Raw genomic sequence first — 15,237 nt, 5'->3', positions numbered from 1 at the left:
CCACCATCCGAACCACGTCGAGACAAGCGAGCGCCGCCCATGACCACCACCGTCGCTGATCCGGCGCCGGCCCGCCCGAGGGGTGCCGTCCGGCGCGGGCGCCCGGCGCGTCCACCGCACCGAGGGCTGCTGGGCCTCGGCGGGGTGGCCACCCTGGCCGCCGTCGTCGAACTGCTGCCACGCCTGGGCCTGGTCGACTCCCGGTTCATGCCGCCGTTCTCCGAGATGATGTCCGCGCTGTCCGACCGGGTGCGCACCGGCGACTTCTGGCGGGCCCTCGGGGACACCGTGACCACCTGGGGCATCGGTCTTGCGATCGCCGTGCTGGCGGGCACCCTGCTCGGCATGGTCATCGGCTCGGTCGGCTGGCTGCGGGAGGCCACCGCCTCACTGATCGAGTTCCTGCGGCCGATCCCCTCGGTCGCGCTGATCCCGCTGGCCGTGCTGCTGTACGGCACGGGCCGTGAGGCGACGCTGCTGCTGGTGATCTACGCCAGCTTCTGGCAGGTGCTGCTGCAGGTGCTGGCCGGCGTGCGGGACATCGACCCGGTCGCCAGGGACACCGCCAGGTCGTACCGGTTCCGGCGGCTCACCACGGCCACGCGGCTGGCCTGGCCCACCACGCTGCCGTACGCGGTGGTCGGCTTCCGGCTGGCCGCCAGCGTGGCGCTGATCCTCACCGTGACCGGCGAGTTGATCATCGGCACGGACGGCATCGGCCGGCTGATCGCCGTGGCCCAGACCTCGGGCGCGGTGGCCTCCATGTACGCCCTGATCATCGTCACCGGCCTGTTGGGCGTCGCCGTGAACCTCCTGGCGCGGCTGGTGGAACGCCGTCTGCTGCGCTGGCACCCCTCCGTGCGACAGGAGTCCGCCTCATGACCGCCGCCTTTTCCTCCCGTTCCCCCCGTTCCCCCCGTTCTCCTGGTTCCTCCGGTACGTCCCCGGCCGCGCGCCGGGGCCGGGGGGTGCTGGCCGTGGGCCGTTCGCTGCTGGTGGCGCTCGGGCTGCCGGCGGTGCTGGTCGCCGTCTGGTGGGTGGTGTCCGAGGACTTCAACAGCTTCTACTTCCCGCCACTGCGCGAGATCCTGGAGGTGTTCCGCCCCACCTGGTTCGAGGGCCGGATCACCAGCGAGCTGCTGCCCTCGCTCGGCCGGCTGTCCGCCGGCTACGCGCTGGCCGTGCTGCTCGGCATCGCCATCGGCGTCCCGATCGGCTCCTCGGCCCGGCTCCGGGCGTTTGTCGAACCGGTGTTGGAGTTCTTCCGCGCCATTCCGCCGCCGGTGCTGGTGCCGGTCCTGATGCTGTTCTTCGGCATCGGCACCTCGATGAAGATCGTGGTGATCGCCACCGGGGCGCTGTGGCCGATCCTGCTCAACACGGTGGAGGGCGTGCGCGGCATCGACCCGCTGCTGCGGGACACCGCGCGCACCTACCGGCTGCGTCCGCTGACCCGGCTGCGCACCGTGATCCTGCGCGGCGCCAGCCCGCAGATCTTCACCGGGGCCCGTCAGGCGCTGTCCATCGCGCTGATCCTGATGGTGATCTCCGAGATGTTCGCCGCCAACAACGGGCTCGGCTTCACCATCATCCAGTTCCAGCGCAGCTTCGCCCTGCCGCAGATGTGGACCGGGATCCTGCTGCTCGGACTGGTCGGCGTCCTGCTGTCCCTGCTCTTCCGCTCCGTCGAACACGTCGTGCTGGCCTGGTACCGGGGACAGCGCCAGTCGCAACGAGGAGGTTCCCGATGACCACCACCACCGACCGTCCCACCGTCCGCACCGACCTGCTGCGGGTGACCGGGCTGCACAAGGTGTACGAGTCCTCCACCGGCTCGACCGAGGCGATCCGCGATCTCACCTTCTCCGTCGCGGACGGGGAGATGGTGTGCATCGTCGGCCCCTCGGGGGCGGGCAAGACCACCCTGCTGCGCTGTATCGCGGGCCTGCTGCCCCCGACGGGGGGCGAGGTCGTGCTGGAGGACAAGGCGATCTCAGGGCCCCCGGAGGGCATGGCCGTCGTCTTCCAGGACTACGCCCGCAGCCTCTTCCCCTGGCTGACGGTGGCGCAGAACGTCGATCTGCCGCTGCGGGAGAAGGGGTTGGGCAAGGCGGAGCGGCGCCGGCTGGTCGACGAGTCGTTGGAGGCCGTCGGCCTGGCCGATGTGCCGGGCTCCTACCCGTGGCAGCTGTCCGGCGGCATGCAGCAGCGCGTCGCCATCGCCCGCGCGGTGGCCTACGAGCCGGACATCCTGCTGATGGACGAGCCGTTCGCCGCCGTCGACGCCCAGACCAGGGCCGATCTGGAGGATCTGGTCCGGCAGCTGTGGCACCGGCTGGGGATCACGCTGCTGTTCGTCACCCATGACATCGACGAGGCCATCTATCTGGGCCAGCGGGTGCTGGTCCTCTCCGGACGGCCCACCGTGATCATGGAGGACGTCGCCGTCGATCTGCCGGACGAGCGCGAGCAGTTGGGCACCCGCAATCTGCCGCGGTTCGCCGAACTGCGCACCCACGTCCATGAACTGGTGCAGAAGGCCAAGCGGGGCCACCGCCCCGACGAGCCGAACGACCTGACGAAGGGAGCGTCCCGATGACCGTCGACGAACAGCCCCCGGGACACGGTTCGGTCGCCAACGCCATGACGGCGGGCGACAGTCCCGAACTCGACCAGCTCTACCGGGACTTCGCGGCGGAGAACCTGGTTCCGCTGTGGACCCAGCTCGGCGATCTGATGCCGATGCATCCGGCGCCGGCTGCCAGGCCCCATGTGTGGCGCTGGAACGCCCTGTACCCGCTGGCCCGGCGGGCCGGCGATCTGGTGCCGGTCGGCCGGGGCGGGGAACGCCGCGCCATCGCGCTGGCCAACCCGGGGCTCGCCGGCAACGCCTACGCGACACCCACCCTCTGGGCCGCCATCCAGTACCTCGGCCCGCGCGAGACCGCGCCCGAACACCGGCACGCGCAGAACGCGTTCCGCTTCGTGGTGGAGGGCGAGGGCGTGTGGACGGTCGTCAACGGGGACCCGGTGCGGATGAGCCGAGGCGACTTCCTGCTCACCCCCGGCTGGCACTTCCACGGCCACCACAACGAGACCGACCGGCCGATGGCCTGGCTGGACGGCCTGGACATCCCGTTCTCGCACTACACCGACGTCGGCTTCTTCGAGTTCGGCTCCGACCGGGTCACCGACTACGCCACGCCCACCTACTCGCGCGGCGAACGGCTCTGGTGCCACCCGGGGTTGCGGCCGCTCTCCGGGCTCGCCGACACCGTCTCGTCCCCCATCGGCGCCTACCGCTGGGAGCACACCGACCGCGCCCTGACCGAGCAGCTGCTGCTGGAGGAGGAGGGGCAGCCGGCCACCGTCGAGCAGGGGCACGCCGCGATCCGCTATGTGAACCCGACCACGGGCGGCGATGTGATGCCCACCATCAGGGCCGAGTTCCACCGGCTGCGCCCCGGCGTCGCGACCGCGACCCGCCGGGAGGTCGGCTCCAGCGTCTTCCAGGCGTTCGACGGCCGGGGCCGGGTGCTGCTCGACGGCACCCCGCACGAGCTGGGCACCGGCGACCTGTTCGTGGTGCCGTCCTGGGTGCCGTTCTCCATCGAGGCCGAGACCGGCTTCGACCTGTTCCGTTTCTCCGACGCTCCGATCATGGAGCGTCTGCACTTCGCCCGCACCCATATCGAGGGAGACGCCCGATGAGGCTGGCCACCATCCGACTGCCGCAGGGCGGCACCGCCGCCGCCCGTGTGACCGGGGACACCGCGACGGAACTGGGGTACGCGGACGTCGGCGCCCTGCTGACCGCCGACGGCCTCGCGGACGCCCGCACCGCCGAGGGGCCGGTCCACGCGCTGGCCGATGTCCCGTTGGCGCCGGTGGTGCCCCGGCCGGGGAAGATCCTGTGCGTCGGGCTCAACTACCGCACCCACATACTGGAGATGGGCCGCGAACTGCCGTCGGCGCCCACCGTCTTCAGCAAGTACCCGGAGGCGCTGGTCGGCCCGCGCGACCCGGTCGTCATCCCGCCGGAGTCCCAGCAGGTCGACTGGGAGGGCGAGTTGGCGGTGGTGGTCGGCACCACGGTGCGGCGCGCCGACCGGGCGGCGGCCGAGGCGGCCATCGCCGGGTACTCGGTGCTCAACGACGTGACCATGCGGGACTGGCAGTACCGCACCCTGCAGTGGCTGCCGGGCAAGTCCTTCGAGTCGACCACCCCGTTCGGCCCGGTGCTGGTCACCCCCGACGAGTTCACCCTCGGCGGGGCGCTGGTCACGGCCGTGGACGGGGTGGAGGTGCAGCGCACCACCACGGACGATCTGGTCTTCGACCCGGCCGAGTTGATCTCCTATCTCTCCACCGTGATGACGCTGCGCCCCGGCGACGTGATCGCCACCGGCACCCCCGGCGGCGTCGGCCACGCCCGGCAGCCGGCCCGCTATCTGACGCCCGGCCAGATGCTCACCACCACCGTGGAGGGGATCGGCACCCTCGCCAACCGGGTGGTGGCCGAGGCCCTGCCCCTGGACACCCCGGCCGAACCCGAGGTGTCCCGGACATGACGGGCGGCGATCTGGCGGGGGCGCGGGCCGCGCTGCGGGACCGCCAGGGCTCGGGCGCCAGATACGACGCGCCGAACGCGCCGCATGCCGAGCTGGCCTGGGCCAGGGCCGGCACGGCGTTCTTCGCCCGCGCCCTCGGCGCGCTGCCCGACCGGGAGTTGGCGGGCCCCAGCCTGCTGCCCGGCTGGAGCCGCGCCGCGCTGGTGGCCCATGTCGGCTACAACGCGCGCGCCCTGACGCGGCTCTGCGAGTGGAGCAGGACGGGCGTCGAGCGGCCGATGTACGCCTCGGCCGACCAGCGGGCCGGGGAGATCGCGCTGGGCGCCTCGCTTCCGGCCCGGGCGCTGCGCTCCCTGTTCGCCCACTCGGGGGTGCATCTCGACGTGGAGTGGCGGGATCTGCCCGAGGCGGCCTGGGACGCGCCGGTGGTGACGGCGCAGGGCCGTACCGTGCCGGCGCGGGAGACGGCGTGGATGCGGACCCGTGAGGTGTGGGTGCACGCCGTCGACCTGGGCGTCGGCGCCCGGTTCGCCGAGCTGCCGCCGGCGCTGCTGGACCGGCTGGCGGACGATGTGCTGGCCGCCTGGCGGCGCCGGGGCGAGGCGCCGCCGCCGACCCTGCTGCCGACCGACCGGGACACCCGTCCCGAGGTCGGCGCGGGGGCGGGGCCCGCGGTCAGCGGCCGGATGAGCGATCTGGTCCGCTGGCTGACCGGCCGGGGCGCCCACCGGCTCGAAACGGACGGCCCGCTGCCGGAGTTGCCCCGCTGGCTGTAGCCGGGGAGCCGCGGGTCCGCCGCCGGCGCGGTGGGTGCCGGCGGTGGGCCGGGCCGGCCCGGCCGGGCGTCCGCTCCACACGAGGTGGCCGCGCGTAGACGCCCGAATTGTTTACCCGCCCGTCACAGTGCGGGACCGGCCGGTGGGTAACGATGACAGTGCCCCAGACTGTCATGCACACGACATAGAGAGGTTCGCGTGCGTCCCTTACGACTTCTGCTCACCCTGGTCCTGGCCGCGATCACCGCGCTGACATTCGCCCCGTCGGCCCAGGCGGCCGACGGGAAGTATGTCGCGCTCGGCGACTCCTACACCGTCGCCGTCGGCACCGAGACCTATGACGACCCGGACCACGAGTGCCGTCGAGGCCCGCTCTCCTACACCCGGGTATGGGCCGCCGCCCACCCGGAGTTCGAGTTCGTGGAAGCGGCCTGCTCCGGCGACACCACCGCCGAACTGGTCGCCAACCAGGTCCCCCTCCTCACCCCGGACACCACGCTGGTGACCCTCCAGATCGGCGGCAACGACGTCGGGTTCGTCGATGTCCTCACCAACTGCATCCTCACCATCGACGACCAGGACTGCATCGACGGCGCCGCGCTGGCCGAGCAGGCGGCCCACGCCTACCTCTCCCCCGCGCTCGCCGACGCCTACGCGGCCGTGCGGGCGGCGGCGCCCTCGGCCCAGGTGATCGTCGTCGGCTACCCCCGGCTCTACACGATCCAGGGCAGCTGCGGCATCTTCGGGCTGAGCGACCGTGAACGCACCGCCCTCAACAACGCGGCCGACACGTTGGCCGAGATCATGTCGGGCCGGGCGGCCGAGGCCGGCTTCACCTTCCTCGACGCCAGGCCGGTGTTCGACCCGCACACCATCTGCTCGGACGGGCCCGAGTGGCTCACCAGCCTGGTGTGGTCCAACATCCGGGAGTCCTACCACCCGAACGCGACCGGCCACCGGGACGGCTACGCCGCCGCGCTGACCGCCATCACCGGCTGACCCCACCGAGCACCGCGCGACGGCGTCCGGCACCCCGCGTGCCGGACGCCGTTCCGTGCCCGGGTCAACGGGGGCCGGGCAGGGCCCGGGACGCGTCCTCGGGCGTCTGGCCGGTGAGCAGCTGGGAGGCGGCCAACTCGCGGTAGAGCCCGTCGCCGGCGACCAGTTCGGCATGGGTGCCGACGGCCCTGACCCGGCCCAGCTCCATCACCACGATGCGGTCGGCCCCGGTGACCGTGGAGAGCCGGTGCGCGATGACGATCACCGTGCAGGTGCGGGAGACCGCCTCGACCGCCTCGCGCAGCGCCTGTTCGTTCCTGGCGTCCAGCTGCGCGGTCGCCTCGTCGAGCAGCAGCACCTGGGGGCGGCGCAGCAGGGCCCTGGCAATCGCCAGCCGTTGCCGTTCGCCGCCGGAGAGCGCCACGCCCCGGGTGCCGACCTCGGTGGCCAGGCCGTCGGGCAGGCGCGCCAGCAGGGTGTCGAGCCGGGTGACCCGCAGCACTTCGGCCACCTCGTTCCCGGTCGCGTCGGGGGCCGCGTACCGCAGGTTGGCCTCCAGGGTCCCGGCCAGCACCGGGGAGTCCTGCTCCACATAGGCGATGCGGCGGCGCAGTTCGGCGCGGCCGAGGGTGGAGATGTCCCGGCCGCCGATCAGGATCGTGCCGGCGTCCGGCTCGTAGAACCGCTGGAGCAGCGCGAAGGTGGTGGTCTTGCCCGCCCCCGACAGGCCGACCAGCGCCGTTTGGCCGCCGGCCGGCGCGCTCCAGCTCACCCCGTTCAGGCCGGTGCCGCGCCCCGGGTAGCCGAAGGCGATCTCCCGCAGCTCGACGGCCAGGGCGGCGGCCGGCGGAGGCGAGGGCGCGGCGGCGTCCACGGCGGTGTCGTCGACGTCCTCCTCGATCGGGAGCGCGGCGACCTGCTCGATCCGGCCCACCGCGCCCAGCCCCTGCTGGAGGGTGCCGAGCCCGGCCACCAGCGCGCCCAACGGGCTGGCCAGGTAGAAGACATAGAGCAGAAAGGCGATCAGCGAGGGGGTGTCCAGATCGCCCGAGGCGACCAGGGCGCCGCCGACGCCCAGCACCGCCAGGAACGCGCCCTGGATCGCCACTCCGGTCAACACGCTGGCCCAGGCCGCGTACCTGGCGCCGGAGAGCCCGGCGCGGTACGCCTCGTCGATGGCGGCCTCGGCGGTGGCGGTCTCGCGGGCCTCGGCGCCGTTGGCCTTCACCGTGCGGGCGGCGCCCAGGACCCGGTCGAGCGCGGCGCCGACCGCGCCGACCGCGCCCTGGGCGCGGGCCACCGCCTGCCGGATGCGGGGCAGCACCAGCGTCAACAGGACGGCGACGGTGGCCAGGACGCCGACCGTGACGGCCAGCAGGCCCGGGTGCACCACGCCCATCAGCACCAGGGCGCCGGCCACGGTCAGCGTTCCGTTGGCGACGTTGACCAGGCCGTCGGTGGCGGCGCTCTGCACCAGGGTGCTGTCCGAGGTGACGCGGGCGACCAGGTCGCCGGGGGCGTGGCGGTCCAGTTCGGGGACGCGGAGCCGGATCAGCCGGTGCACCAGGTCGGTCCTCACCTGTCGCACCACGCGCTGGGCGGTGCGCTGTTGCCACCAGGACTGAAGGCCCGTCAGGGTGGCGCCGGCGACCACCAGGACGGCGAGGGCCAGGACCGGCGCCAGCACGCCGCCGTCACCGCCGAGGGACTCCAGCACGGCGCGGGCGAGGAGGGGTTGGGCCAGTCCGGCGGCACCGGCCGCCAGCACCAGCAGCAGGCTGGCCAGGAGCACCAGCCGGTGGGGGGCCGCGTAGGCGAGCAGGGTCCGCAGCGGGGCGGAGGGCGGGTCGGGGGCGGTGTCGGCGCTGTCGGCGGTGTTCTCCGCGGCGGCCGACGGGTCGGTGCCCGGGGGCGGCGTCGGGGGTGAGGGATCGACGGTCGGGGAGGCCGTGGCCATGAGGGGTTCCCTGACTGCTCGGAGGGTGGGGGTGTTTCGGGTCGGCGGGGTCCGGTCGGCGGGGGTTCCGGTCGGCGGGGGTGCGGGGCGGTCAGCGCGTGGCCGGCGCGGGGGCGTGGACGGCGGCGACGCGCTCCAGGTGGTCGGCCGCCGAGGCGGCGCCGCCGGCGGCCCGCAGGGCGCGGGCCGCTTCGCGGGCCGCCGCCCGGTGGCCGGCCGCCGGGTCGAGCACGGTCTCCAGGGCGGCGCCGAGGCCGCTCGCGGTGACCCGGCCGAAGCGGACCCGCACGCCGACGCCCGCTTCGACCACCTGCCCGGCCACGATCGGCTGGTCGTCCCTGATCGGCGCCACCACCAGCGGGACGCCGTGCCACAGCGACTCGCAGACGGTGTTGTGCCCGCCGTGGCTCACCACCGCCGACACCCTCTTCAGCAGGGCGAGTTGCGGCACCCGGGGGCGGACCAGCACGTTCGGTGGCAGCTCGGTTCCGGCCAGCAGGCCGCCGGGGTCGGCCAGCACGCCGGCCAGCCGGCCCCGGGCCGCGCCCAGCGCCGTCAGCGCCTCCCGGAGGAAGCGCTCGCCCACGTCGGTGTTGGCGGTGCCGAGGCTCACCAGGACCAGGGGCAGGTCGGTGGCCAGCCGGTCCCAGGGGAAGTCGTCCCCCTCGGGCCGGTCGGCCACGACCGGCCCGACCAGTTCGATCCCGGGGCCAGGCAGCGGCCGGTCGCCGACCAGCACGCCGCTGGTGAACGCGAGGGAGCCGTGCGGCGAGAACCGGGGGTCACCGGTCGCGCCGGGGTCGCCGATCTCGGCCCGCAGTCGGCCGAGCAGATCCCGGAGCCAGGCGGCCACCTTGGGCATCCCGGCCAGCGGGTCGACCAGTTCGGCCGAGGTGCTGACGGTGGTCACCCAGGGGACGCCGGCGGCCTCGGCGACCAGCGCGCCGGCCAGGGCGTGCTGGTCGGAGACGACCAGATCGGGCCGGAACCCGTCCAGTGCGGCCCGCACGCCGGGCGCCATGGTGCGGGCCAACGGCACGAACAGGTCGCGCCACAGCAGCCGGAAGGCGGCCGGCCCGGTGAGCTCGGGCGGGCGGGAGACGTCGGGCATCGGGCATGCGTACACCGGGTCGTCCGAGCCGCTGAGCGCCCGGATCTGTTCGGCGTGCCCGGCCCAGGCCACCTGGTGGCCGCGCCGGCGCAGTTCGGCGGCAACGCCGACGAGCGGGTTGATGTGTCCGACCAGTGGCGGGACCACCAGCAGGAGACGGCTCACGCCCCCACCCCCGCCAGCGCGTGTTCCAGGACCCAGTCCAGCACCAGGGCGCGGGTCTCGTCGGTCCGCTCCACCAGCACCGAGTGGCCCTGGTCGGGGAGGACCACGGTGCGGCAGCCGGGCAGCGCGGCGGAGAGGGTGGGCACCTGGGCGGCCAGGCCGGATTCGTCGCCGAAGATCGCCAGCAGCGGGCAGCCGATGGCGGTCAGGCTGTCGTCGACGACCCGGCTGCGGGGCACGTCGTCGGCGAGGGTGGTGGTGGCGAGGATGCGGGAGGCCACCCGGGAGAGCCGGGCGGTGTGGGCGCCGTGGTTGGCGGCGATCCAGCCGATGACCTCCTCCTGGGCGAGCCGGCGGCGGGCGTCGGCGAGCCCTTCGGCCATGTGCCGGGTCCACTCGGAAACGGGCGGCTCCGCCTCGATCATGGTCGCGCTGGCCACCCGCTCGGGGTGCCAGGCGGCGAAGGCGGTGGCGATGGTGCCGCCGAAGGAGTTGCCGACCACATGGGCCGGGCGCCGCTCGCCCAGGGCGTCGAGCAGGCCGGCCAGATCGCCGACGAAGTCCTCCAACCGGTAGCCGGTGCGGGGGCGTTCGCTGCGGCCGTGGCCGCGCAGGTCGTACATGATGACGTCGATCCCGGCCCTGGCGAAGGCGGGGCCGAGCGTGAAGTAGTAGCTGGCGAGGGAGTCGGTCAGCAGACCGTGGACGAAGACGACCAGCGGCGACTCGCCGTGCGCGCCCTCGGGGCGGCTGGCGGGCAGCCGCTGGACGTGGGTGGTGATCTCACCGGTGGGAATCCTGGTCATGGTTCAGCTCCCCGTGGTCTCGGCCGGGACGGTGTTCAGTGAGGTGACCACGTGGTCCACCAGTTGGCCGACGGTCAGGGCGATGATCTCGTCCAGTTCCAGATCGGCGATGAACTCGGCGAAGTTGACGCGGTCGCCGTAGGTGTCGCGCAGCGCGCCGGAGAGGGTGACGAGGTCGACGCTCTCCAGCTCCAGGTCGTCGTGGAAGCTGGTGTCGCGGGTGATCTCGGCGTCCTCCAGCGCGTACTCGGCGAGGAGTTCGCGCAGCAGCCGGCTGATCTCGGCCAGCACGCCCTCGGGGGAGGTGGCGGGGCCGTCGCTCTGTTCGGTGGCCGGGGTGGCCGGGGTGAGGGTCATTGGGGCGCGCTCCTGATCTCGATGGGTGCCGGCTCGTCGGCGCCGACGGTCCAGGCCACGACGTAGTGCCGCTCGGGGAGTCCCGGCGGGTTGCTGACGCGCCGTACCCGTACCGCGTAGGGCGTGGCGCGATGGGTGAGGCGCAGCAGTTCGGGCTCCGCCGCGACGACCCGGAAGTCGGCCGGTCGGCCGCGCAGTCCGGTGCCGCGCGCCTTGGCGACGGCTTCCTTGGCGGCCCAGAAGCGGGTGAACCACTCGTCCGCCTCCCCCGGGTGCCGCTCGACCAGCTCGTCCAGCAGGGCCAGCTCCTCGGGGTCGCAGGCCGTCTCCACGGTGCTCCGGGGGCGGGGCGCGATCTCCTCGATGTCGATGCCGCAGGGGCCGCGTCGGGCGATGGCGACGCCGGCCTCGGCACGGTGGGCGAGGGAGACGGTCAACTCCCCCGGGGCGCGGCCGTGAACACCGTGGACGACGGGCCGGCCGGCGGGGTCGTTGTCCAGCGCGATCTCGGCCGGGTAGATCTCCCCCGCGCCCTCGGCCCACAGCAGGCCGCGCACCGCGTCCTTGGCCGCGATGCGTCCCAGGAGCCACTGGCGGGTGCGGGCCGGCGGAAGCGTCCGGTAGGTCTCCCGTTCGGCGCCGCCGAGCACGTTGCGCATCAGCAGTTCCCTGGTCGCCGGGTCGCGCCACCGCTCGTGGACCAGGGTCCAGCCCTCGGGTCGGGCGGTGGACAGGGTGTGGGATCCGGGCCAGCGGTCCATCGCGCGGATGCCGGGGTCGGTGTCGAACCTGCGGTCCGCCCAGCCGGTGACCTGGGCCCAGACCCGTCCGGCGCGGACGAGTTGGACGTCGGCGACGAGGGTGGTGTCGTCGAGGTCGGTGATCCGCACCAGGCATTCCACCGGCTCGCCGGCCTCCGGGTGGGGGCCGTGGAAGGAGACCTCCGCCATGCCGACGGGCAGGACGGTGGTCCGTTCGGTCTGGGTGGCCATGATCCAGTAGCCGAGGATCTGGCCGGCGTTGTCGAGCAGCGCGCCGGGTGCCTCGGGGGTGGTGATGATGCCGCGCACATGGCGTGCGCCGATGGCGGTCAGCGCGGTGACGCCCTGGAAGCGCGGGCCGTGGAACATCCAGCGTTCGGTGTAGAGCTGTTCGGCCGTCAGCTCGGGCGTGCGTTCGCCGGCCGGGTCGAAGCGCCACACGGACGGCGGCGCCGGGTAGGCGGATCCGACGAGTGCCTGCGCCCGGGCGTGGCCGGTGAGCCGCACCTCGAACCGGTCGTCGGCCAGCCGTACGGTCTCGACGGGGATCTCCCGCGCCGGTTCGGCCTCGATCCAGCGGGTCATCCGCGCCTGGGAGAGCGCGGTCAGCCGGCGGCCGGGCGCCAGGCCTTCGGCGATCAGCCCGATGTGGTGGAGCACCGTGGTGGCCGGGACGACGGGCCAACGGTCGCCGATATCGGGCCATCCCGGGCGCTGCCGGAAGAAGGTGTGGTCGGCCAGGTAGGGCATCTCGCGCAGCCCGACCCGCAGCGTCGGCGGGGTGGACGGCGGTCGTGGGGGTGGTGGCGCCGGCGCGGGACGGGGCGGCGCGACGGCGGCGGCCGTGGCGCGGGCGCCGATGAGGGCGGCGGCGCTGTCGGCCGTCTCGGTCAGCAGCGCGCTCAGTTCGGCGGCGATCGGGTGTGCGGCGCGCAGCGCGCCCAGCCGTCCGAGGGCGCCGTCGCCCGACGGTCCGACGAGGTCGGCCAGGGCGCCGCGGGCCCGCTGGTCCAGGGTGACCAGGGCGCCGCCGAGTTCGAGCCGCACGGGGGCCGGGCGGGTGGTACGGGGCGCGCCGGACGCTCCGGCCGCTCCTCGGGCGGTGGCGCGGTCGGTCAGCGGGGTCACGTCGGGCCGGCCGCCGTTGACCCAGAGCGCGGTGGCCACGTGCCGGGCCTGGGCCAGGCAGTCGCGGGCGGCGTTGTGGGCGGAGACCACGACGCGTTCCTCGTCCGCCAGGGTGTCGTCGATCAGCGAGCCCAGCTGTCCGGGGCCGACCTGGACGAAGGCCCGCACGCCCGAACGGTGCAGCTCGGTGGCCAACTTCCGGAACCTGACCGGCTCCAGCAGATGCCGCACGAACAGCTCGCGGACCGCCGCCGGCTCCTCGGGGAAGGGGGCGGCGGTGGTCGCCGACCACACCGGCACGGAAGGCCGTCGCAGGGTGTACCGCTCGGCGGCGCGGCGGATCGGGCCCAGGTAGGGGGCGAGCATCGGGGTGTGGAAGCCGGAGCGGAACGGCAGCAGCCGGCCGATGACGCCCTGTTTGCGCAGCCGTTCGACCAGCTCGGTGACGGCGGGCTCGGGGCCGCAGACCATGGACTGCTGGCGCGCGTTGTCGTGGGAGAGGACGATGTCGTCGCGTCCCGCCAGCTCCTCCTGGACCCGGTCGGCGGACAGGCCGAGCGCGGCGAAGACCAGTCCCGGGACGCGGAGCGAGTCCGGGTCGAAGGAGGCGAGGAAGGCGTCGACCTCCTCCGGGGTGTGGATGCCGCCGCAGGCCATCGCCGTCCACTCGCCGAGGCTGTGCCCGGCCACGGCGTCGGGCACCACCCGCAGCCGGCGCAGCACCGTGTCGAGGGTGCGGCCGAGTTGGAAGACGGCGGCGCCGTGCCGGCCGACGTCGCCGACCTCGACGTCGGTGGGGGTGGCCGGCAGCCCGAACCAGTCGGTCAGCTCCTCGGACCTGGCCTGGAACTCGGCTTCGAGCCCGGGGAAGACAAAGGCCGTACGGCCTCCGGCCGCGCCGAGCAGCGGGCGCGGCGCGAACCAGACGTCGCCCCGTCCGCGCCAGGGGCCGCCCTTGGCGACGGCCTTTCTGGCCAGCAGCAGCCGGCGCGCGTCGGGGGCCACGATCCCCACCCGGGCAGGGCCGGCGCCCGCCGCCGGCTGGTCGAGCCCCGCGCCGAGCACGGTCGCGTCGTCGGCGGCCAGCAGGTCGCCGAGCGCCTCGGGCCCGTCGGCGGCCAGCCACAGCGTCCGTTCCGGCTCGGCGACCACCCGGGCGCGGGGGCCCGCCGGGCCGGCGACGGCCGGGCGGGACGCGGCCTGTTCCAGCACGGCGTGCGCGTTGATGCCGCCGAAGCCGAAGGCGTTCACCCCGGCGCGGCGTGGCGCCCCGGTGGTCGTCTCGTCCCAGGGCGCGGCCTCGGCCAGCGGCCGGAACCGGGTTGCGGCCAGCGCGGGGTGGGGTTCCTCGCAGTGCAGGGTGGGGGGCAGGGTCCGGTGGTGGAGGGCGAGCGCGGCCTTGACCAGGCCGGCGATCCCGGCGGCCGGCATGGTGTGGCCGATCATCGACTTGACCGAGCCGATCGCCGCCCTGGCGCCCCGGCCGTCGCCGGTGCCGAACACCTCGGCCAGGGTGGCCAGTTCGGCGGAGTCGCCGGCCGGGGTGGCGGTGCCGTGCGCCTCCAGCAGGCCGAGGGCGTCGGGGGTCCGGGGGTCGAGTCCCGCGGCCTGCCAGGCCAGCCGCACCGCGCGGGCCTGCCCGCCCGGGTCGGGGTTGAGCAGGCTGGCCGAGCGGCCGTCGCTGGCCACCCCGGTGCCACGGATCACGGCGTAGACCCGGTCGCCGTCGCGCTCGGCGTCGGCGAGGCGCTTGAGCACGACCACCCCGGTGCCCTCGCCGATGAGCACGCCGTCGGCGGCCCGGTCGAAGGGGCGGATGCGCTGGCTTCGGGAGAGCGCGCCCAGCTGGCTGAAGACGCTCCACAGGGTGATGTCGTGGCAGTGGTGGACGCCGCCGGCCAGCATCAGATCGCAGGCGCCGGCGTCGAGTTCGCGCACCGCGTGGTCCACGGCGATCAGCGACGAGGCGCAGGCCGCGTCCACGGTGTAGGCGGGGCCGCGCAGATCGAGTCGGTTGGCGACCCGGGAGGCCGCCAGGTTGGGCACCAGGCCGATCGCGGACTCGGGCCGCTCGGGGCCCAGCCGTTCGACGAACGCCTCCCGGATCCCGGCCAGCCGTTCCCCTGACAGCTCAGGGATCAACTCGCTGAGCGTGCGGATGAGTTGACCGGCCGTTCGGACCCGCTGGTCGAGGCGGGCCAGCCCCGGCGTCAGATAGCCGCCCCGGCCCAGGACCACGCCCACCCGGGAGCGGTCGCCCGGCAGCGTGTCGGGGCCGCCGGCATCCTCGATCGACCGGTGCGCCACCTGGAGCGCGATCAGCTGGTCGGGCTCGGTGGCCGGCACCGAGTTCGGCATCACGCCCAGGGCGGCGGCGTCGACGACCGCCCCGTCGTCCACGAACCCGCCGCGCCGGCAGTAGACCCGGTCGGCGCGACCGGCGGCGTCCGGCGCGTAGAACTCCGGGTCCCAGCGCCCCGGGGGGATCTCGGTGACGGAGTCGACGCCGTTGCTGATGTTGTGCCAGTAGGTGTCCAGATCGGGGGCGCCGGGGAACAGCACGGACATGCCCACGATCGCGACCGGCGTGCGGTGCGGCACGGCGC

Annotated in this window: 12 protein-coding genes; 7 read left to right on the top strand and 5 right to left on the bottom strand. The window is 74.4% G+C overall.

Annotated features, from left to right (window positions below; all coding sequences use genetic code 11):
* Positions 1-39 precede the first annotated feature (39 nt).
* The 7 genes from AOM46_RS19435 to AOM46_RS19405 all read left to right on the top strand — a co-directional run bounded on the left by AOM46_RS19435 (position 40) and on the right by AOM46_RS19405 (position 6,346).
* Entirely contained in the window at positions 40-882 is an 843-nt protein-coding gene (locus tag AOM46_RS19435; protein ID WP_062213620.1) for an ABC transporter permease, read from the top strand.
* Entirely contained in the window at positions 879-1,751 is an 873-nt protein-coding gene (locus AOM46_RS19430; RefSeq protein WP_078856978.1) for an ABC transporter permease, read from the top strand. Before AOM46_RS19435 ends, AOM46_RS19430 begins: the two co-directional genes overlap by 4 nt.
* Positions 1,748-2,599 (top strand): ABC transporter ATP-binding protein, encoded by an 852-nt coding sequence (locus AOM46_RS19425; RefSeq protein WP_062213616.1) that lies wholly within the window; start codon positions 1,748-1,750, stop codon positions 2,597-2,599. The genes AOM46_RS19430 and AOM46_RS19425 overlap by 4 nt, the downstream gene beginning before the upstream one ends.
* A gap of 44 nt (positions 2,600-2,643) precedes the next feature.
* Positions 2,644-3,711 (top strand): cupin domain-containing protein, encoded by a 1,068-nt coding sequence (locus AOM46_RS19420; RefSeq protein WP_234313870.1) that lies wholly within the window; start codon positions 2,644-2,646, stop codon positions 3,709-3,711.
* Positions 3,708-4,571, top strand: coding sequence for a fumarylacetoacetate hydrolase family protein (locus AOM46_RS19415; protein WP_062213612.1), 864 nt, complete (start codon positions 3,708-3,710; stop codon positions 4,569-4,571). The genes AOM46_RS19420 and AOM46_RS19415 overlap by 4 nt, the downstream gene beginning before the upstream one ends.
* Complete coding sequence (locus tag AOM46_RS19410; RefSeq protein ID WP_062213610.1) at positions 4,568-5,347, top strand: maleylpyruvate isomerase family mycothiol-dependent enzyme; 780 nt, start codon at positions 4,568-4,570, stop codon at positions 5,345-5,347. Before AOM46_RS19415 ends, AOM46_RS19410 begins: the two co-directional genes overlap by 4 nt.
* A gap of 198 nt (positions 5,348-5,545) precedes the next feature.
* A complete protein-coding gene (locus AOM46_RS19405) occupies positions 5,546-6,346 on the top strand; it encodes an SGNH/GDSL hydrolase family protein (protein WP_067226363.1) in 801 nt (266 codons plus the stop codon).
* 64 nt (positions 6,347-6,410) lie between these two features.
* Here the strand turns inward: AOM46_RS19405 and AOM46_RS19400 are convergent, their stop codons facing one another.
* The 5 genes from AOM46_RS19400 to AOM46_RS19380 form a co-directional block, all read right to left on the bottom strand.
* A complete protein-coding gene (locus AOM46_RS19400; RefSeq protein ID WP_078856977.1) occupies positions 6,411-8,303 on the bottom strand; it encodes an ABC transporter ATP-binding protein in 1,893 nt (630 codons plus the stop codon).
* Between the two features lie 91 nt (positions 8,304-8,394).
* Positions 8,395-9,579, bottom strand: coding sequence for a glycosyltransferase (locus AOM46_RS19395; RefSeq protein WP_062213608.1), 1,185 nt, complete (start codon positions 9,577-9,579; stop codon positions 8,395-8,397).
* Positions 9,576-10,385, bottom strand: a complete 810-nt coding sequence (locus AOM46_RS19390; RefSeq protein WP_062213606.1) for an alpha/beta fold hydrolase — start codon at positions 10,383-10,385, stop codon at positions 9,576-9,578. Before AOM46_RS19390 ends, AOM46_RS19395 begins: the two co-directional genes overlap by 4 nt.
* A 3-nt stretch (positions 10,386-10,388) precedes the next feature.
* On the bottom strand, positions 10,389-10,742 hold the full coding sequence (locus tag AOM46_RS19385) for an acyl carrier protein (RefSeq protein ID WP_234313860.1): 354 nt from the start codon (positions 10,740-10,742) through the stop codon (positions 10,389-10,391).
* Positions 10,739-15,232: a type I polyketide synthase gene (locus tag AOM46_RS19380; protein ID WP_107080121.1), complete on the bottom strand. Its 4,494-nt coding sequence runs from the start codon at positions 15,230-15,232 to the stop codon at positions 10,739-10,741. Before AOM46_RS19380 ends, AOM46_RS19385 begins: the two co-directional genes overlap by 4 nt.
* Positions 15,233-15,237 lie beyond the last annotated feature (5 nt).

The organism is Streptomyces sp. NBRC 109706, from assembly GCF_000974485.1.
Classification (GTDB): domain Bacteria; phylum Actinomycetota; class Actinomycetes; order Streptomycetales; family Streptomycetaceae; genus Streptomyces.
The sequence above is the reverse complement of the archived record's forward strand: the minus strand, read 5'-3'. Positions and strand labels throughout refer to the sequence as shown.